Origin of the sequence: Heyndrickxia vini (genome assembly GCF_016772275.1) — a bacterium.
Classification (GTDB): domain Bacteria; phylum Bacillota; class Bacilli; order Bacillales; family Bacillaceae_C; genus Heyndrickxia; species Heyndrickxia vini.
Window position 1 is genome coordinate 3898793 of record NZ_CP065425.1, and the last position, 19626, is coordinate 3918418.

Below are 19626 nucleotides of genomic sequence, written 5' to 3' on the forward strand. Positions count from 1 at the left end.
ATAAATTGTAAAAATTTTGTGAATGGGTGGGAATGAGATGAAAGTTAACAAAAATATCGGGATCGTTAATGCAATGATTCGGATTACATGCGGGTTGACCTTTCTTGCTTGGTCTACGGCCAAATTATCAAGAAAACCACGATGTAATTCATATGCATTAGTTATGTTGTTAAGTGCAATGAAGGTTGCTGAAGGCATAGTAAGATTTTGTCCTGTTACAGAACTATTAAAAAACTGCCAATGGGCAAAACCGCAACAAACAACATCTAGCAGCAATAATAATGCAAGGCAGTTCGAACAACAAAATCAACAGCAAACGACTCAAACCGGTGGAAATGAGATTGATTTGATGGATGAGATGAAAAAACTCCAAGATCAATTAGAAGATTAATTAGCAAATAAAAGAATCGGGCTCACAATCGGGGCCGATTCTTTTATTTGTTACTTTGCTTTTAAACCAATATCACTTCGATAAAAAAAGTGATCAGATTTTACTTTATCCATTTCTCCATACACTTTATGGATAGCATCCCGGAGATCATTTCCTTTTGCACCAATGAGCAAAACTCTTCCTCCATTTGATACGATGGCATCCTCTTCATTTCGTTCAGTTCCTGCATGAAAAACAAGTGTAGATGATTCGAATTTATTCAAATTTGGTATTTCTATTCCTTTTTCATACGTACCTGGATAGCCTTTTGAAGCAAGTACTACTCCAACAGAAGCATCATTACTCCAAGAAATCGAGGGGGTCTTTTCGTTTTGCAAATCAAGAATGACTTGGACAAGATCAGATTCCAATCTTGATAACACAACCTGTGTTTCTGGATCCCCGAATCTCGCATTAAACTCAATTACTTTCGGACCTTCGTTCGTCAGAATTAATCCCGCATAAAGAATCCCGCAGAAACTTCTTCCCTCTGCTTTTAAGGCATGTGCCGTTGGGATGAGTATTTCTTCCACTGCACGATCTACTTCTTGCTGTGGAATTTGCGGAACTGGAGAATACGCTCCCATCCCACCTGTATTCGGACCTTTATCACCATCAAATGCACGTTTATGATCTTGAGCAATCACCATCGGATAAACGTCTTCTCCGTTCACAAAAGCCATCAAGGAAAATTCCTCGCCTTGAAGAAATTCCTCAATCACTACCTTTGTAGAAGCAACGCCAAATGTTTGATTGACCATTAATTGCTCGAGTCCTTCTAAGGCTTCTTCAACTGTTAGAGCAACGATTACGCCTTTTCCAGCAGCAAGACCATCCGCTTTTATCACAATTGGTGCGCCATGCTCAAGAATATATCGTTTCGCTTCTTCAAATTGTTCAAATGTCTCATAAGTTGCAGTTGGAATGGAGTATTTTTTCATTAGGTTTTTTGCAAAAGATTTGCTTCCTTCAATGAGGGCTGCCTCCTTAGTAGGACCGAATACGTTTAAGCCTGCTAACTGAAATTCATTCACAATTCCCGCTGATAAAGGATCTTCCGGACCAACGATAGTTAAATCGATTTGGTTTTCCTTTGTGAAGGCAATTAAATCAGTGAAATTCGTCTCGGAAATAGGTACGATTACTGCATCCTCACGAATCCCGGCATTTCCAGGAGCACAGTACACCTTTTTCACAAGTGAACTTTCTTTAACCTTTTTACATATCGCATGTTCTCTTCCTCCACGGCCAATAACTAAAACATTCATCGGAACTCACCTCATTAATTTAGGAAGTAAGGGACATAATTTACTTATTCGAATCCATGTCCCTTTGAATTGTATTAAAGAATTAATGTTTGAAATGACGGATACCAGTGAAAACCATCGCTATGCCATATTCATCCGCCTTCTTAATGGAATCTTCGTCACGGATTGATCCGCCCGGCTGAATGATTGCTGTTATCCCAGATTTAGCTGCCGCTTCAACAGTGTCATCCATTGGAAAGAAGGCATCCGAGGCCATAATAGCCCCTTTCGCTTGCTCGCCAGCCTGATCTAATGCAATTTTGGCTGATCCTACTCGGTTCATTTGACCAGCACCTATTCCAAGGGTCATTTCCTCATTTGTCACAACAATTGCATTTGATTTCACATGTTTAACAACTTTCCATCCTAACGTAAGTGCCTTCCATTCCTCTTCAGTCGGCTCCCGTTTTGTTGGAACAGTAATATTGGCATTTTCTAAAGTAAATGAATCTTGATCTTGTACGAGTAATCCACCTTCAACTGAAGTAATGACACGCTCTACTTTATTTTCATGATCAAACGGAACAGTTAACAACCTAAGATTCTTCTTCGTTGTTAAAATGGCTAAAGCATCTTCGGAAAATGAAGGAGCGATAACAATTTCTAGGAAGATTTCATGCAATTGCTCGGCCGTTTCTTTATCAACTTCACGATTAAAAGCAATAATTCCGCCAAAAATTGATGTTGAATCAGCAGCATAGGCTTTAGCAAATGCTTTAGATGGACTACTTCCAACCCCAACACCACAAGGATTCATATGTTTAACCGCTACAGCAACTGGTTCAGAAAAATCCTTTACAATTTGAAGGGCAGCATCAGCATCATGAATATTATTGTAAGATAATTCTTTTCCATGTAATTGTTTTGCATGGGCAATAGAAAACGGAGAACCTATTGGATTGATATAAAAACTAGCCTTTTGATGTGGGTTCTCCCCATAACGTAACGATTGCTTTAATTCATATGAAAATGTAAGACGCTCCGGGTTTTCTTCATCAACAAGTTGCGTCATATAATCCGCGATGTAAGAATCATAAGCTGCAGTATGTCGGAAAACCTTTGCGGCTAATCGTTTATTTGTTTCTTCAGAAACATTCCCATTACTCTTCAACTCTTCTAATACACCGTTATAATCGAGGGAATCAACTACAACCGTGACATACTCATGGTTTTTCGCTGCAGATCTAAGCATAGTTGGTCCACCAATATCAATATTTTCTATGGCGTCCGCTTCAGTTACATTTGGTTTGGCAATGGTTTGTTGGAAAGGATAAAGATTGACACAAACAAGATCAATTGGAGAAATTTCTTGTTGATCTAATTGCTCCATGTGTTCGAGATTTCGTTTAGCTAATAGTCCCCCATGAATAAAAGGATGCAACGTTTTTACTCTTCCTTCCAAAATTTCCGGAAAGCCCGTGACATCTTCTACGCCTATAACTGTTAACCCCGCTTCAACTAATGCTTTTTTTGTTCCGCCTGTTGAAATAATTTCAACACCTAATTCAAGCAATCCTTGAGCAAATTCAACGATTCCTGTTTTATCTGAAACACTAATGAGTGCACGTTTCATTGTGTAACTTCCTCCTCTTTCCACAAAAAACTTTTTTGAAATAGCAATTGTATCGTTTCTGGGTATAATCGGTGTTCAATTTTATGCACCTTTTCAGCTAGTGAATGTTCCGTATCAGCTTCTTCTATTTTTAATGATTCTTGGGCAATAATTGGCCCCGTGTCCATTCCTTCATCTACAAAATGAACGGTTACTCCCGTCACTTTAACTCCAGCTTGGAGGGCTTGCCCAATCGCATTTTTTCCGGGAAAAGATGGGAGAAGTGATGGGTGAATATTAATGATTCGCTGTGAAAATGTTTTTAATAATGTTGGCCCAATTAGTCTCATATAGCCCGCCAAAACAATTAATTCAATCTCACGTTTTTGTAATTCCAACACAATTTCCTTTTCAAATGCCGCTTTCGTTTCATATGTTTTTGGCTCAAATGCAAAAATAGGTGTACTTTCCTTTTTTGCCCTCTCTATGACAAATGCATTTGGCTTGTCACACACAAGCAGCTCTATCGATGCTTCCAATACACCTTTTTTCACAGCATCGACGATTGCTTGATAATTACTTCCGCTTCCAGAGGCGAATATCGCTATTTTGTTCATCTTGTTAACTCCCCGAAACAAAATGAACACCTGGTTGGTTTGTTATTATCCCAATTTTAAAGGCATCATCACCAAAGAATTCAAGTGCTTTATCCGCTATTTCTGGATCAACTGCAACGACAAAGCCAATCCCCATATTAAATGTATTAAACATTTCCAGTTGATCGATTTCACCATATTTTTCAATTGCTTTAAAAATAGGCAAGATTGGCCAGGAATTTTGCTTAACTTCTACCCCTAATCCTTCCGGCAGCATTCTCGGAATATTTTCAATGAAGCCTCCACCAGTTATATGCGCCATTCCTTTAATTTCAAATTGAGTAATTGCCTCTAGGACTGGTTTAACATATATTTTGGTAGGCTTTAGTAATTCAATGCCAAGGGTCTCATCCAATTCAGGAAGCTCTTCCTCAAGAGAAAATTTATGATCTTCAAAAAAGATTTTTCTTACTAATGAATAACCGTTACTATGAATGCCGCTCGATGCCAATCCAATTAAAATATCGCCCTCGTGTAGATATTCACCTGTTATTAGTTCCTTTTTTTCACATGCGCCCACGGAAAAACCAGCTAAATCATATTCATTTGCTTCATAGAGTCCCGGCATTTCTGCGGTTTCCCCGCCAATTAATGCACATCCAGCCTGTTCGCATCCATCTGCAATTCCTTTAACAATGGCTTCAATCTTTTCCGGAATGGATTTTCCACAAGCAATATAATCAAGGAAATATAAAGGTTCCGCACCTTGGACAACAATATCATTCACACACATCGCTACACAGTCAATGCCAATCGTGTCATGTCGATCCATTTGAAAAGCTAATTTAAGTTTTGTCCCAACACCATCTGTTCCCGAAACGAGCATAGGCTCTTTAAGATTGAGTGCCGATAAATCAAATACACCGCCAAAACTCCCTAATTGACCAAGTACACCTAATCGATTAGTACGTTTTGCATGTTTTTTAATCCTCTCAACCGCTTCATAACCAGCTTCAATATCGACTCCCGCATCACGATACGTATTTGCCATTTTTTACACAGCCTCCTAGCGCACAAGTTCTTTTTCATGAGGTAGTACAGTGTCTGGATAAATTTCTGTCGGATAGTTACCAGTAAAGCATGCTAAGCATTGACCACATTGATTTCCATCTTGAGGTCTACCAATCGCCTTTAACATTCCTTCAACACTTAAAAATGTTAAGGAATCGGCTCCAATCATTTCTCGAATTTCTTCCACACTATGTTTCGATGCAATTAATTCTTCATGGGTAGATGTATCAATTCCATAGAAGCATGGATTTTTCATAGGAGGTGAACTAATACATACATGCACCTCTTTCGCACCAGCTTCTCTTAGCATGGTAACAATTCGCCGACTTGTCGTTCCTCTGACGATTGAATCATCAACCATGATCACACGCTTGCCTTCAACTACACCTCGAACCGGAGCTAATTTCATCTTAACTCCTTGCTCTCTTAACGATTGAGAAGGCTGGATAAACGTCCGTCCGACATAACGATTTTTAATTAACCCGAGCTCATAAGGAATGCCTGCTAACTCAGCATATCCAATGGCAGCTGAAATACTTGAGTCCGGTACACCTGTTACAACATCTGCATCTATTTGTGCTTCCATCGCTAATTGTTTCCCCATACTCTTTCTTGCCGTATGAACATTAATTCCATGTATATTACTATCAGGTCGTGAAAAATAAACATATTCCATCGTACAAACCGCACTAGAAGTAGAAAAGGTAAATGGTTCTGAACGGAGACCATGATCATCAATGACAATTAATTCTCCTGGCCTAACATCACGCACAAATTCAGCTCCGATAATGTCAAAAGCGCAAGTTTCAGATGCGACACAATAAGCATCACCTATTTGACCAATTGATAGTGGACGTAAACCATTTGGATCAAGAGCGACTATCATTTCCGTTTCAGTCATTAATAAAAACGCATAGGCTCCTTTAAGCATTGTCAGGGCATTTTTTAATTGATCATTTAACGATTGATAACCACTTCTTTTGATTAAATGTGCCAAAACCTCGGTATCCGAGCTTGTTTGAAAAATACTTCCCTGTGCTTCAAGCTGATGCTTGAGTGCATTCGCATTGACGATATTTCCATTGTGAGCAAGAGCTAAGCTACCGTTTTGGGAATTAAAGAGGAAGGGTTGAACATTTTCAATTCCTCCCCCACCCGCAGTTGCATAGCGAACATGACCAATTGCAGACTTTCCATGGAGTTTATCAATTCTTCCTTCATTAAAAACTTCGGTAACAAGTCCTTCACCTTTTAAAACTTGCAATCTACCTCCATCAGATACTACAATTCCAGCTCCCTCTTGCCCACGATGTTGTAAACTATGTAGGCCATAGTAAGTAATTTTCGCCGCGTCAGGGTGTCCCCAAATTCCAAAAACACCACATTCCTCATTTAACCCTCTTAGTTCAGCAAGCATGGAATAGCTCCTTTCCAAGCCTTTTCACATTCATTTACATCGGCTTCAATTAATACTGAATTATTTTCATCTTTAATCTGAAGCATTACACTGCTTGTTACTTCACCAATCAATACCGCATCTTTAACAATTGCTTCAAATTGGTCTTTATTTTCCTTCTTAACCGATATAATAAAACGGGATTGTGTTTCACTAAATAATGAAACAACCGGATCTCCCTCTAACACGATTTCAGCACCTAATCCCTTTGTGCCAAATAGAGATTCGGCTATTGCAATCGCTGCTCCACCTTCAGCAATATCGTGGGCCGAGGAAACAATCCCTTCTTTAATCGCTGTCAACAATTGTTGTTGTCTTGTCGCTTCAACTTCTAAATCGATGACTGGTGACTTTCCGAAAATTTTATTATTCTGCATTTTTTGAAGCTCACTGCCGCCAAATTCAGGCATTGTTTCACCAATCATATAAATCAAGTCCCCAGCCTGCTTGAAGTGTTGGGTCGTAATATGGTCTAAGTCCTCAATCAAACCAACCATCCCAACGACAGGGGTAGGATAGACAGCTACTCCATTTGTTTCATTATAAAGTGAAACATTACCTCCGATGACTGGACTGTTTAGTGCTAGACAGGCTTCACTCATCCCATCCACTGCTTTTTCAATTTGCCAAAAAATGTCTGGCTTTTCAGGATTTCCAAAGTTCAAACAGTCAGTGATTGCTAATGGTTCTCCCCCAGAACAAACAATATTTCTTGCACTTTCAGCGACTGCAATTTTCCCACCCATCTCAGGATCTAGATAAAGATAACGTGAGTTACAATCTGTTGTCATCGCCAGCGCTTTTCGTGTTCCGCGTATTCTTACTACTGCTGCATCCGAACCAGGTGTGACTACTGTGTTCGTACGCACTTGATAATCATATTGTTTATACACCCATTCCTTACTGGCAATCGTCGGTTGCTGTAAAAGGTTTAACAAAGTATCCTTGTAATCTGTTACTTTCGGGATCTCTATTTCCATCGATTGAAAATCTTGAAAATACTTTGGTTCAGCAGACGGTTTATGATATACAGGTGCTTCTTCAGCAAGTGCATCAGCGGGAACATTTGCTACAATTTCACCATGGTGAATGAGTCTAAGCTTTTTATCGTCCGTTACACGTCCAACCGAAACTGCCTCCAAATCGTATTTTGAAAATAAATCGATAATTTCCTGTTCTCTTCCTTGTTTAACAACAATCAGCATTCTTTCCTGTGATTCAGAAAGCATCATTTCATATGGAGTCATACCCGTTTCGCGTTGTGGAATATAATCTAAATTCATTTCGATACCTGAACCAGCTTTACTTGCCATTTCAGCAGATGAACTTGTAAGGCCCGCCGCTCCCATATCTTGTATACCGACTAAAGCATCCGATTTAACAAGTTCGAGACATGCTTCTAAAAGCAGCTTTTCCATAAATGGATCTCCCACTTGAACTGCAGGTCGCTTCTCTTCTGATTTTTCACTTAATTCTTCAGAGGCGAACGTCGCTCCATGGATACCATCTCTACCTGTTTTTGCACCGACATACATGACCGTATTACCGACACCTGTTGCTTGCCCCTTTTGAATATCCTTGTGGTCAATAAGGCCAACACACATGGCATTGACAAGCGGATTTCCATCATAGGATGGATCAAATTGAACCTCTCCTCCTACTGTTGGAATTCCAATACAATTTCCATAGCCTGCAATACCTGCGACTACCTCTTTAAATAAATATTTCACTCTCGGAGTCTCTAATTCTCCAAAACGTAGAGAGTTTAATAGGGCAATGGGTCTTGCACCCATCGAAAATACATCGCGGATAATTCCGCCAACACCTGTAGCTGCACCTTGATAAGGTTCAATCGCGGAAGGATGATTATGGCTTTCAATTTTAAAAGCAACCGCTTGATTATCGCCAATATCGACAATTCCGGCACCTTCACCCGGTCCTTGAAGGACTCTTTCACCAGAAGTAGGAAATTTTTTTAGTACAGGCTTCGAATTTTTATAGCTGCAGTGTTCAGACCACATAACTGAGAATAAACCCGTTTCTGTATAATTTGGTAATCTACCTAAAATGTTTTCGATCATCGCAAACTCTTCATCGGTTAAACCCATTTCACGATAAATCTTCTCTTCTTTAATTTGGGATGGATTTGGTTCAAGCATTAACGACATGTGCTTCCCTCCAATTTTTCACTATCGATTGAAATAATTTAAGTCCATCTGCACTTCCTAGTAATTCATCAACCGCTCGTTCTGGATGAGGCATCATGCCAAGGACATTGCCCCTTTCATTCGTTATGCCTGCAATATTGGCGACACTGCCATTGGGGTTGTTATCATACGTAAATACGATTTGATTATTGTCTGTTAAGCATTTAAGTGTATCTGCATCACAATAATAATTTCCTTCGCCATGGGCGATTGGAATTCGTATGACTTCGTCTTGATTATATTGAGAGGTAAACATTGTATTTTTGTTTTCAACTTTTAATTGAACAGTTTGGCAAATAAATTGTAAGCTTTCATTTCGTCTCATTGCACCAGGCAATAATCCGGATTCAAGTAAGATTTGAAATCCATTGCATATACCTAGAACAGGCTTTCCAGCTTCCGCTGCTTTCACCACTTGTTTCATCACATTGGAGAAACGAGCAATCGCGCCTGATCGTAAGTAATCACCGTAGGAGAAACCGCCGGGTAGTAATATGCCATCGAAAGAATCAAGATTTTCTGAATCATGCCACACATATTCAACTTCTTCTCCAAGTTCGTCTTTAATGGCATGAAACATATCTACATCACAGTTAGAACCAGGAAAAACGATTACCGCGAATCTCACTGTACAACACTCTCCTCAATCTCATATCGATAATCTTCAATAACAGGATTGGCAAGAAGACGTGTACATAGTTCATTAACCACTTCTTCAATATCACGTTCTGTTTTTTCAATCGTTAGCTCCATATATTTTCCGATTCGGACATCAGCAACCTCATTGTAATTCATGCTGTGAAGTGAGCTTTTTACAGCTGTACCTTGTGGATCTAAAACACTTTCTCTTAAAGTTACATATACTTTTACTTTAAACATGTGTCGTTTCTCCTCTCAAGCGGTTTAATATTTCTTGGTATACCGTTGTCAAATCACCTAAATCTCTACGAAAAACATCTTTATCAAGCTTTTGATTGGTATTTTTATCCCAAAGTCGACATGTATCTGGTGAAATCTCATCAGCTAGCAATATTTCTCCATGCGAATCCTTGCCGAACTCTAGTTTAAAATCTACTAGATGGATGCCAAGCTTTGAAAACAGGTTTGATAGCACATCATTAATTTTTCGTGCTTTCTGCTTTAGAAGGGCTAACTCTTGCGGGCTAGCAATCTTTAGTACTTCAACATGATCCTCTGTAATTAATGGATCCCCTAAATCATCATTCTTATAATAAAATTCAACAATTGGGTTTTTTAATGGTGTTCCTTCTTCGATACCAAGTCGTTTTGATAAGCTGCCTGCCACGATATTCCGTGTTACGACCTCCAAAGGAATGATTGAAACTTGCTGTACAAGTTGTTCATATGCCGAAATCTTTTCAATAAAGTGACTATCAATCCCATTTTCTTTTAAACTAGCAAATAGTAAACTGCTAATTTCATTATTCAGCTGTCCTTTTCCAGTAATTTCAGACTTCTTTTGGCCGTTAAACGCTGTAGCTGAGTCCTTATACTCCACCCACAGCACACCATCACGTTCCGTACCAAAAATCCGCTTCGCTTTTCCTTCATACAATAAACCTAGCTTTTCCATCACACATGCCCCCTATGGTGTCAGGCACCCACGGTGTCAGGCACCGTGAGTGTGATCCTGCTATAGTCCAAGTCTTTCAAAGATGAAATCAACGTTTTTTAAGTGATAGTTATAATCAAAGCAATCAGCAATTTCTTCCTTCGTTAATTTGCTTTGGATTGTTGGATCTGCTTCAATTAACTCTCTAAAAGGTACTTGCTTTTCCCATGCTTCCATTGCTTTCGGCTGTACTGTATCATAAGCTGCTTCACGTACCATTCCTTTATCAATTAACGCAAGCAATACACGCTGTGAATAAATCAAGCCGAGTGTTTTATCCATATTCCGTTTCATATTTTCAGGAAATACAGTTAAGTTTTTCACGATATTCGCGAAACGATTTAACATATAATTCAATGCAATCGTCGCATCGGGTAAGATAATACGTTCCGCAGATGAATGAGAAATATCTCTTTCATGCCATAATGCTACATTTTCATATGCAGTCATCATGTATCCACGGATTACCCTTGCCATTCCTGTCATATTTTCCGAGCCAATCGGATTCCGTTTATGCGGCATTGCAGATGAACCTTTTTGTCCTTTTGCAAAAAACTCTTCAACCTCACGTGTTTCACTTTTTTGCAATCCACGGATCTCTACTGCAAATTTTTCAATGGAAGTCGCTATAAGAGAAATAGCTGCTAAATAATGAGCGTGACGATCCCTTTGCAATGTTTGGGTAGAAATCGGCGCTGCTTGTAAACCAAGCTTTTCACATACATATTTCTCAACAAATGGATCAATATTTGCATACGTACCGACAGCACCAGAGATTTTCCCAAATTCAACACCTGCAGCGGCTTGCTTGAATCTTTCCAGATTGCGTTTCATTTCCTCATACCATAAACCAAGCTTTAATCCGAAAGTTGTTGGTTCTGCGTGAACTCCATGGGTTCTCCCCATCATCACCGTGTACTTATGTTCTTTTGCTTTTTCCCCAATAATCCCGATAAAATTCTCGATGTCTTTTAAAAGAATTTCATTGGCCTGCTTTAAAATATACGACAAAGCTGTATCAACAACATCCGTAGAAGTTAAGCCATAATGAACCCATTTCCGTTCTTCGCCGAGTGATTCAGAAACCGCTCTTGTAAAAGCAACGACATCATGGCGAGTTTCTTCCTCTATTTCCTTAATCCTTGCCACATCGAATGTTGCATGTTGGCGTATTTTCTCAACATCCTCTTTTGGAATATCTCCAAGTTCAGCCCATGCTTCACAAGCTAAAATTTCAACCTCAAGCCATGCCTTAAAGCGATTTTCCTCTGTCCAAATTGCGCCCATTTCTGGACGTGTATAACGCTCGATCATAAACTATTTCCTCCGATTCTACTTCCAAATTCCACTATCATTTAGTTTTGAGAGTGTAGTCTCAATATTATCTGTTAAAACTGTAATATGACCCATTTTCCTTTGATATTTCGCCTGACTTTTCCCGTATAAATGAATAGACCATTCTGATTGCAATGGGATTTGTTCCATTAATTTTTCCACATGTTGCCCTAAAATATTTACCATTACTACCGGTTTTAAAAGAGATGGCGATTTTAATGGCCAATTACAGATTGCCCGGATATGCTGGTCAAATTGAGAAAAATCACATGCTTCAATTGAATAGTGTCCTGAATTATGTGGTCTAGGTGCTAACTCATTTACAAAAATTTGTTCATCTGCCGTAAGAAACATTTCTACAGCTAATGTACCGATGAGTTCAATATGTTCTGCTATTTTTTCCGCTAGTTGAAAGGCAGCATTCTCGATGTGCTCATTGATACGAGCAGGGACAATTGTTTGATGTAAAATATTATCAACATGAATATTTTCCCCTACTGGAAAGCATTCCATGTCCCCTTTTACATTTCTAGATATAATCACAGAGATTTCCTTTTTAAACTCAACCCATGATTCAAGAACACATGCCCCATGATCTAATAGCCTTTTAGCTTCATTAATATCGGCTGCAGATTTTATAACATGCTGCCCTTTACCATCATAGCCCCCACGACTCGTTTTTAACACACATGGGAATCCAAGCTTTTGAATTCCTTTATTCATTTCAGCTTCTGAGTGTATCACTTCAAATGGTGCCACCTTTACACCTGAAGCTACTAATGTAGTTTTTTCAATTATTCGATCTTGGGTAATACGAATAATTTCTGCACCTTGAGGAACATTCGCTATTTTCGAAAGTGAAAGCAATGATTCATAATCAATATTTTCAAATTCAAAGGTAATTACATCACATTTTTTTGCTAAATGTTCGAGTGCCTGTAAATCGTTATAACCCGCTGTAATTTGTTCATCAGCAACCTGACCACATGGACAGTCATTCGTAGGATCTAAAACAATAATTCGAAATCCCGCTTCCTTTGCAGCAAGTGTCATCATTCTGCCAAGCTGGCCACCTCCGATAATGCCTATTGTTTTCCCCGGTTGAATAATTGTCCTATTCAAGTTGACCACTACTTTCGATAACAGTTTCTTTTGTCTTTTCTCGTCTTTTTTCTATTTTATTTGCTATCTCAGAATCATATATTGATAAAATTTGCGCAGCTAGCAATCCCGCATTTTGTGCACCAGCTTTTCCAATTGCTACGGTAGCCACTGGAACACCACCAGGCATTTGAACAATGGATAACAATGAATCAAGTCCGTTTAATGCCTTCGACTGAACAGGTACACCAATAACAGGAAGAGTCGTTTTCGCTGCTATCATTCCTGGTAAATGTGCAGCCCCACCCGCACCGGCAATAATTACTTCAATTCCTCTGCCTCTCGCATTTTCGGCATATTCAAACATTAATTCTGGTGTTCGATGTGCGGATACGATCTGTTTTTCATATGGAATCTCTAACTCTTCTAAAATAGAACTTGCGTGCTTCATTGTTTCCCAATCAGAAATACTTCCCATTATTACTCCAACTTTGGTTATCATAATAGGCCTCCGTCAAATTTTTACTAAAGATTCAAATAAAAGCAAAAAACCAGATAAACTGCATTCCTTAAGAGAAAGCAGCTCATCTGGGGAAAAACAACACAAATAAACGGAAAATAATTCCCAAAATCCACTTTCTCTCATAGTCCAATCATTTACGGTAATTGGGTAGAAACGTATGGGCCATATTCCCATTATATATGAGAGTTGTATTTATCTTCGACAATTACATCTTAACAATAGGCTTTTTACATGTCAACTAAAAATCGAACATTTGGGATTTTGGTATAATTAATGTTCGTGTTTTACTCAATCTTTAGTGCGTCAAATATTATTTTTCTGCTGACGGGTTGATATTCTGGTTGATTATTTTTTAGCACCTCTTTAAAAATTGGCTTTTCGGTTCTTCGGATTGGACGATACCCCTCCTCATCCATTCGTGCTAAACAATCGGCTATTGTTTCATTTTCTAACACTTCAAATTGCTTTTTTTTACTCATGTTTCAACTTACCTCTTTTCACATTTTTCACCCAAAATCCACCATATATTGTTTTCGGTTCATATGCAATGATAAATGCTTTAGGGTCTAGTTCTTTTATTTTTTGATATAGCTTCAGTTCATATTTTCTTGGAGTTAATATTTGCAAAGCCATTCGATCTCCTTCAAGACCATTTGCTGCCCAATTTGTTACCCCATACCCACTTGCTCTTAACTGTTTGGGCAAATCCTTATCATATTCCTTTGTTATTACATTTACCGTTATATAGCCTAATGCTAACTTTTCTTCAATCTTCATACCTACAATGACACCAATCCCATAACCCACCGCATAGGCTATGACATTTTGAATATGATTTAAATTATCAAGTACTAGTCCCAGCCCCATCACATAAATAACAATTTCAATCATACTTACAAAGGCCGCAACATAGCGGTACCCCTTTAAAGTTAAAATCATTCGAATCGTAAAAAATGAAACGTAGATAATATTTATAATTAATATAATAATTACCATCATAACGCTGTTTTGAAGCAAATTAAGCACTCCTTTATTAAATATCCTTTCTTTATGTTTTTCCTAAATTGCTTTTAACAAACAAGTTTTTTGGAATTATTTTTGTTTGAAATTTATCCGGTTATACATTGACCTATGTGATGAATGATAATATTGAAGATTACACGTACTGGGGTTTGGGGTTTATTGTGACTTGAATGGTTCCACGCCTAGCTTGAGTGGTTTGCAATTATTTTTGATTGGTTTTATTATTTTTTCGATTGGTTCGCTGCCTTTTTTGAATGGTTCGTTTTCGTTTGAATAGTTTTGTTCATTTTTTGATTGGTTTCTATCCTTTTTTGATTGGTCTTTTTACTTGTTCGATTGGTTCACAGCCTTTTTTGATTGGTCTTTTTATTTTTGCAAATTGTTTTATCAAGGACTGTCTTTTTATTGCTTTTTACATATAAAAACAAAAAAACACGGAGCATACACTCCGTGTTTCATTTGCCTGGCAACGTCCTACTCTTGCAGGGGGAGAGCCCCCAACTACCATCGGCGCTGAGAAGCTTAACTTCCGTGTTCGGGATGGGAACGGGTGTGACCTTCTCGCCATAATTACCAGACTATAAAAATTTAAGGGATTGTTCCCTCAAAACTAGATAGATGAGAAATACTTCATAATAACGTCAAATCAAATTAGGATAAGTCTTCGACCGATTAGTATTCGTCAGCTCCATGTGTCGCCACACTTCCACCTCGAACCTATCAACCTGATCATCTTTCAGGGGTCTTATTTAGATAAACTAAGGGAAATCTCATCTTGAGGGGGGCTTCATGCTTAGATGCTTTCAGCACTTATCCCTTCCGCACATAGCTACCCAGCGATGCCTTTGGCAAGACAACTGGTACACCAGCGGTGCGTCCATCCCGGTCCTCTCGTACTAAGGACAGCTCCTCTCAAATTTCCTACGCCCACGACGGATAGGGACCGAACTGTCTCACGACGTTCTGAACCCAGCTCGCGTACCGCTTTAATGGGCGAACAGCCCAACCCTTGGGACCGACTACAGCCCCAGGATGCGATGAGCCGACATCGAGGTGCCAAACCTCCCCGTCGATGTGGACTCTTGGGGGAGATAAGCCTGTTATCCCCGGGGTAGCTTTTATCCGTTGAGCGATGGCCCTTCCATGCGGAACCACCGGATCACTAAGCCCGACTTTCGTCCCTGCTCGACTTGTAGGTCTCGCAGTCAAGCTCCCTTGTGCCTTTACACTCTGCGAATGATTTCCAACCATTCTGAGGGAACCTTTGGGCGCCTCCGTTACCTTTTAGGAGGCGACCGCCCCAGTCAAACTGCCCGCCTGACACTGTCTCCCACCCCGATCAGGGGTGCGGGTTAGAATTTCAATACAGCCAGGGTAGTATCCCACCGACGCCTCCACCGAAGCTGGCGCTCCGGCTTCAAAGGCTCCTACCTATCCTGTACAAGCTGTACCAAAATTCAATATCAGGCTGCAGTAAAGCTCCACGGGGTCTTTCCGTCCTGTCGCGGGTAACCTGCATCTTCACAGGTACTATAATTTCACCGAGTCTCTCGTTGAGACAGTGCCCAGATCGTTGCGCCTTTCGTGCGGGTCAGAACTTACCTGACAAGGAATTTCGCTACCTTAGGACCGTTATAGTTACGGCCGCCGTTTACTGGGGCTTCAATTCAAAGCTTCGCTTGCGCTAACCTCTCCTCTTAACCTTCCAGCACCGGGCAGGCGTCAGCCCCTATACTTCGCCTTGCGGCTTCGCAGAGACCTGTGTTTTTGCTAAACAGTCGCCTGGGCCTATTCACTGCGGCTCTCTCGGGCTTGCACCCTAACAGAGCACCCCTTCTCCCGAAGTTACGGGGTCATTTTGCCGAGTTCCTTAACGAGAGTTCTCTCGCTCACCTTAGGATTCTCTCCTCGCCTACCTGTGTCGGTTTGCGGTACGGGCACCTTTCACCTCACTAGAGGATTTTCTAGGCAGTGTGGAATCAGGAACTTCGGTACTATATTTCCCTCGCCATCACAGCTCAAGGTACATGGTGACGGGATTTGCCTCGTCACCCCTCTAACTGCTTGGACGCGCTATTCCAGCAGCGCGCTTACCCTATCCTCCTGCGTCCCCCCCATCGTTCAAACGGTGAAGAGGTGGTACAGGAATATCAACCTGTTGTCCATCGCCTACGCCTTTCGGCCTCGGCTTAGGTCCCGACTAACCCTGAGCGGACGAGCCTTCCTCAGGAAACCTTAGGCATTCGGTGGAAGGGATTCTCACCCTTCTTTCGCTACTCATACCGGCATTCTCACTTCTAAGCGCTCCACCAGTCCTTACGGTCTAGCTTCTCAGCCCTTAGAACGCTCTCCTACCACGGACACCAGACGGTGTCCATCCACAGCTTCGGTGATACGTTTAGCCCCGGTACATTTTCGGCGCAGAGTCACTCGACCAGTGAGCTATTACGCACTCTTTAAATGGTGGCTGCTTCTAAGCCAACATCCTGGTTGTCTAAGCAACTCCACATCCTTTTCCACTTAACGTATACTTTGGGACCTTAGCTGGTGGTCTGGGCTGTTTCCCTTTTGACTACGGATCTTATCACTCGCAGTCTGACTCCTAAGGATAAGTCATTGGCATTCGGAGTTTGTCTGAATTCGGTAACCCGATGAAATTCCTAGTCCAAACAGTGCTCTACCTCCAAGACTCTTACCTTAAGGCTAGCCCTAAAGCTATTTCGGAGAGAACCAGCTATCTCCAAGTTCGATTGGAATTTCTCCGCTACCCACACCTCATCCCCGCACTTTTCAACGTGCGTGGGTTCGGGCCTCCAGTAAGTGTTACCTTACCTTCACCCTGGACATGGGTAGATCACCTGGTTTCGGGTCTACGACCTCAAACTCATTCGCCCTATTAAGACTCGCTTTCGCTGCGGCTCCGCCTCTTCAGCTTAACCTCGCTTGAAATCGTAACTCGCCGGTTCATTCTACAAAAGGCACGCTATCACTCTGCATAAATGCATAGAGCTCTAACTACTTGTAGGCACACGGTTTCAGGTTCTCTTTCACTCCCCTCCCGGGGTGCTTTTCACCTTTCCCTCACGGTACTGGTTCACTATCGGTCACTAGGGAGTATTTAGCCTTGGGAGATGGTCCTCCCTGCTTCCGACGGGATTTCACGTGTCCCGCCGTACTCAGGATCCACTCTGGAGGGGGAACGAAGTTTCAACTACAGGGTTGTTACCTTCTTTGACGGGCCTTTCCAGACCTCTTCATTTACTCCGTTCCTTTGTAACTCCGTATAGAGTGTCCTACAACCCCAAGAGGCAAGCCTCTTGGTTTGGGCTTCTTCCGTTTCGCTCGCCGCTACTCAGGAAATCGCGTTTGCTTTCTCTTCCTCCGGGTACTTAGATGTTTCAGTTCCCCGGGTCTGCCTTCCATACTCTATGTATTCAAGTAAGGATACTACCCCATTACGGGCAGTGGGTTCCCCCATTCGGAAATCTCCGGATCAAAGCTTGCTTACAGCTCCCCGAAGCATATCGGTGTTAGTCCCGTCCTTCATCGGCTCCTAGTGCCAAGGCATTCACCGTGCGCCCTTACTAACTTAACCTAAAAAGGTTGTTTATTACTTACTTAATGGATTCATCCATAAAGTGGCGATTCTCGGTTATTACTTGGTTATTTCTCATATTATCTAGTTTTCAAAGAACAATTCGGCGAATAATAAACTTCTAATTCACCTCTATTAGTTTGAAAGGAATTAACCTCTCAAAACTGAACAAAACGAAAACGTCTTTTTTGTAACCACGTCAGTGGTCTTCCATATTCCTTAGAAAGGAGGTGATCCAGCCGCACCTTCCGATACGGCTACCTTGTTACGACTTCACCCCAATCATCTGTCCCACCTTCGGCGGCTGGCTCCAAAGGTTACCTCACCGACTTCGGGTGTTACAAACTCTCGTGGTGTGACGGGCGGTGTGTGTAGGCACCGGGAACGTATTCACCGCGGCATGCTGATCCGCGATTACTAGCGATTCCGGCTTCATGTAGGCGAGTTGCAGCCTACAATCCGAACTGAGAATGGTTTTATGGGATTGGCGTAACCTCGCGGTCTAGCAACCCTTTGTACCATCCATTGTAGCACGTGTGTAGCCCAGGTCATAAGGGGCATGATGATTTGACGTCATCCCCACCTTCCTCCGGTTTGTCACCGGCAGTCACCTTAGAGTGCCCAACTAAATGCTGGCAACTAAGGTCAAGGGTTGCGCTCGTTGCGGGACTTAACCCAACATCTCACGACACGAGCTGACGACAACCATGCACCACCTGTCACTCTTGTCCCCGAAGGGAAATCCCTATCTCTAGGGAGGTCAAGAGGATGTCAAGACCTGGTAAGGTTCTTCGCGTTGCTTCGAATTAAACCACATGCTCCACCGCTTGTGCGGGCCCCCGTCAATTCCTTTGAGTTTCAGCCTTGCGGCCGTACTCCCCAGGCGGAGTGCTTAATGCGTTAGCTGCAGCACTAAAGGGCGGAAACCCTCTAACACTTAGCACTCATCGTTTACGGCGTGGACTACCAGGGTATCTAATCCTGTTCGCTCCCCACGCTTTCGCGCCTCAGCGTCAGTTACAGACCAAAGAGCCGCCTTCGCCACTGGTGTTCCTCCACATCTCTACGCATTTCACCGCTACACGTGGAATTCCGCTCTTCTCTTCTGCACTCAAGTCTCCCAGTTTCCAATGACCCTCCACGGTTGAGCCGTGGGCTTTCACATCAGACTTAAGAAACCGCCTGCGCGCGCTTTACGCCCAATAATTCCGGACAACGCTTGCCACCTACGTATTACCGCGGCTGCTGGCACGTAGTTAGCCGTGGCTTTCTGGTTAGGTACCGTCAAGGTACCGCCCTATTCGAACGATACTTGTTCTTCCCTAACAACAGAGTTTTACGATCCGAAAACCTTCATCACTCACGCGGCGTTGCTCCGTCAGACTTTCGTCCATTGCGGAAGATTCCCTACTGCTGCCTCCCGTAGGAGTCTGGGCCGTGTCTCAGTCCCAGTGTGGCCGATCACCCTCTCAAGTCGGCTACGCATCGTCGCCTTGGTGAGCCGTTACCTCACCAACTAGCTAATGCGCCGCGGGTCCATCTGTAAGTGATAGCCAAAGCCATCTTTCAATTCTCCTTCATGCGAAGGAAAAAGTTATCCGGTATTAGCCCCGGTTTCCCGGAGTTATCCCAGTCTTACAGGCAGGTTACCCACGTGTTACTCACCCGTCCGCCGCTAATCATCGTAGGAGCAAGCTCCCACAAAGATTCGCTCGACTTGCATGTATTAGGCACGCCGCCAGCGTTCGTCCTGAGCCAGGATCAAACTCTCCAAAAAGATGTTTGATATAGCTCTAG

At 41.8% G+C, this 19626-nt stretch carries 14 protein-coding genes, 3 rRNA genes, 1 pseudogene and 1 riboswitch; of the genes and pseudogenes, 1 reads left to right on the forward strand and 17 read right to left on the reverse strand.

Features of this window, described 5'->3' with window-relative positions; genetic code table 11:
* Positions 1–37 precede the first annotated feature (37 nt).
* Positions 38–241, forward strand: a pseudogene (locus tag I5776_RS21740) (YgaP family membrane protein); the annotation flags it as partial.
* A gap of 200 nt (positions 242–441) precedes the next feature.
* Here the strand turns inward: I5776_RS21740 and purD are convergent.
* The 17 genes from purD to I5776_RS19430 all read right to left on the reverse strand — a co-directional run bounded on the left by purD (position 442) and on the right by I5776_RS19430 (position 19606).
* Positions 442–1698: a phosphoribosylamine--glycine ligase gene (purD, locus tag I5776_RS19350; RefSeq protein WP_202778139.1), complete on the reverse strand. Its 1257-nt coding sequence runs from the start codon at positions 1696–1698 to the stop codon at positions 442–444.
* A gap of 82 nt (positions 1699–1780) precedes the next feature.
* Positions 1781–3310 (reverse strand): bifunctional phosphoribosylaminoimidazolecarboxamide formyltransferase/IMP cyclohydrolase, encoded by a 1530-nt coding sequence (gene purH, locus I5776_RS19355; protein ID WP_202778140.1) that lies wholly within the window; start codon positions 3308–3310, stop codon positions 1781–1783.
* A complete protein-coding gene (gene purN / locus I5776_RS19360; RefSeq protein WP_202778141.1) occupies positions 3307–3906 on the reverse strand; it encodes a phosphoribosylglycinamide formyltransferase in 600 nt (199 codons plus the stop codon). The genes purH and purN overlap by 4 nt, the downstream gene beginning before the upstream one ends.
* A gap of 4 nt (positions 3907–3910) precedes the next feature.
* Positions 3911–4936, reverse strand: coding sequence for a phosphoribosylformylglycinamidine cyclo-ligase (gene purM, locus I5776_RS19365; RefSeq protein ID WP_202778142.1), 1026 nt, complete (start codon positions 4934–4936; stop codon positions 3911–3913).
* A gap of 15 nt (positions 4937–4951) precedes the next feature.
* Positions 4952–6373 carry an amidophosphoribosyltransferase gene (gene purF / locus I5776_RS19370; protein WP_202778143.1) on the reverse strand — a complete coding sequence of 474 codons (1422 nt, stop codon included), beginning with the start codon at positions 6371–6373 and terminating at the stop codon, positions 4952–4954.
* Entirely contained in the window at positions 6358–8580 is a 2223-nt protein-coding gene (gene purL / locus I5776_RS19375) for a phosphoribosylformylglycinamidine synthase subunit PurL (protein ID WP_202778144.1), read from the reverse strand. The genes purF and purL overlap by 16 nt, the downstream gene beginning before the upstream one ends.
* Positions 8564–9247, reverse strand: a complete 684-nt coding sequence (purQ, locus tag I5776_RS19380; protein ID WP_202778145.1) for a phosphoribosylformylglycinamidine synthase subunit PurQ — start codon at positions 9245–9247, stop codon at positions 8564–8566. Before purQ ends, purL begins: the two co-directional genes overlap by 17 nt.
* Positions 9244–9498 carry a phosphoribosylformylglycinamidine synthase subunit PurS gene (purS, locus tag I5776_RS19385; RefSeq protein WP_202778146.1) on the reverse strand — a complete coding sequence of 85 codons (255 nt, stop codon included), beginning with the start codon at positions 9496–9498 and terminating at the stop codon, positions 9244–9246. The genes purQ and purS overlap by 4 nt, the downstream gene beginning before the upstream one ends.
* Complete coding sequence (gene purC, locus I5776_RS19390; RefSeq protein ID WP_202778147.1) at positions 9491–10213, reverse strand: phosphoribosylaminoimidazolesuccinocarboxamide synthase; 723 nt, start codon at positions 10211–10213, stop codon at positions 9491–9493. Before purC ends, purS begins: the two co-directional genes overlap by 8 nt.
* Positions 10214–10273: 60 nt before the next feature.
* Positions 10274–11566, reverse strand: a complete 1293-nt coding sequence (gene purB, locus I5776_RS19395; protein ID WP_202778148.1) for an adenylosuccinate lyase — start codon at positions 11564–11566, stop codon at positions 10274–10276.
* 18 nt (positions 11567–11584) lie between these two features.
* Positions 11585–12709, reverse strand: coding sequence for a 5-(carboxyamino)imidazole ribonucleotide synthase (purK, locus tag I5776_RS19400; RefSeq protein ID WP_202778149.1), 1125 nt, complete (start codon positions 12707–12709; stop codon positions 11585–11587).
* Complete coding sequence (gene purE, locus I5776_RS19405) at positions 12702–13190, reverse strand: 5-(carboxyamino)imidazole ribonucleotide mutase (RefSeq protein WP_202778150.1); 489 nt, start codon at positions 13188–13190, stop codon at positions 12702–12704. The genes purK and purE overlap by 8 nt, the downstream gene beginning before the upstream one ends.
* 123 nt (positions 13191–13313) lie before the next feature.
* Positions 13314–13414, reverse strand: a riboswitch (purine riboswitch).
* A gap of 81 nt (positions 13415–13495) precedes the next feature.
* Positions 13496–13690 carry an NETI motif-containing protein gene (locus I5776_RS19410; protein ID WP_202778151.1) on the reverse strand — a complete coding sequence of 65 codons (195 nt, stop codon included), beginning with the start codon at positions 13688–13690 and terminating at the stop codon, positions 13496–13498.
* The gene (locus I5776_RS19415; protein ID WP_213085685.1) at positions 13683–14228 is read right to left on the reverse strand and encodes a DUF2179 domain-containing protein; all 546 of its coding nucleotides are present in this window, start codon (positions 14226–14228) and stop codon (positions 13683–13685) included. The genes I5776_RS19410 and I5776_RS19415 overlap by 8 nt, the downstream gene beginning before the upstream one ends.
* Positions 14229–14695: 467 nt before the next feature.
* Positions 14696–14812, reverse strand: a 5S ribosomal RNA gene (gene rrf / locus I5776_RS19420).
* Positions 14813–14886: 74 nt separating this feature from the next.
* Positions 14887–17829 (reverse strand): 23S ribosomal RNA (locus I5776_RS19425).
* A gap of 223 nt (positions 17830–18052) precedes the next feature.
* A 16S ribosomal RNA gene (locus I5776_RS19430) occupies positions 18053–19606 on the reverse strand.
* The 16S, 23S and 5S rRNA genes sit together here, the layout of an rRNA operon.
* Positions 19607–19626 lie beyond the last annotated feature (20 nt).

Coding starts and splice junctions, on each gene's coding strand:
- purD (WP_202778139.1), bottom strand. CDS start 1,698: ATGAATGTTTTAGTTATTGGCCGTGGAGGAAGAGAACATGCGATATGT.
- purH (WP_202778140.1), bottom strand. CDS start 3,310: ATGAAACGTGCACTCATTAGTGTTTCAGATAAAACAGGAATCGTTGAA.
- purN (WP_202778141.1), bottom strand. CDS start 3,906: ATGAACAAAATAGCGATATTCGCCTCTGGAAGCGGAAGTAATTATCAA.
- purM (WP_202778142.1), bottom strand. CDS start 4,936: ATGGCAAATACGTATCGTGATGCGGGAGTCGATATTGAAGCTGGTTAT.
- purF (WP_202778143.1), bottom strand. CDS start 6,373: ATGCTTGCTGAACTAAGAGGGTTAAATGAGGAATGTGGTGTTTTTGGA.
- purL (WP_202778144.1), bottom strand. CDS start 8,580: ATGTCGTTAATGCTTGAACCAAATCCATCCCAAATTAAAGAAGAGAAG.
- purS (WP_202778146.1), bottom strand. CDS start 9,498: ATGTTTAAAGTAAAAGTATATGTAACTTTAAGAGAAAGTGTTTTAGAT.
- purC (WP_202778147.1), bottom strand. CDS start 10,213: ATGGAAAAGCTAGGTTTATTGTATGAAGGAAAAGCGAAGCGGATTTTT.
- purB (WP_202778148.1), bottom strand. CDS start 11,566: ATGATCGAGCGTTATACACGTCCAGAAATGGGCGCAATTTGGACAGAG.
- purE (WP_202778150.1), bottom strand. CDS start 13,190: ATGATAACCAAAGTTGGAGTAATAATGGGAAGTATTTCTGATTGGGAA.
- I5776_RS19410 (WP_202778151.1), bottom strand. CDS start 13,690: ATGAGTAAAAAAAAGCAATTTGAAGTGTTAGAAAATGAAACAATAGCC.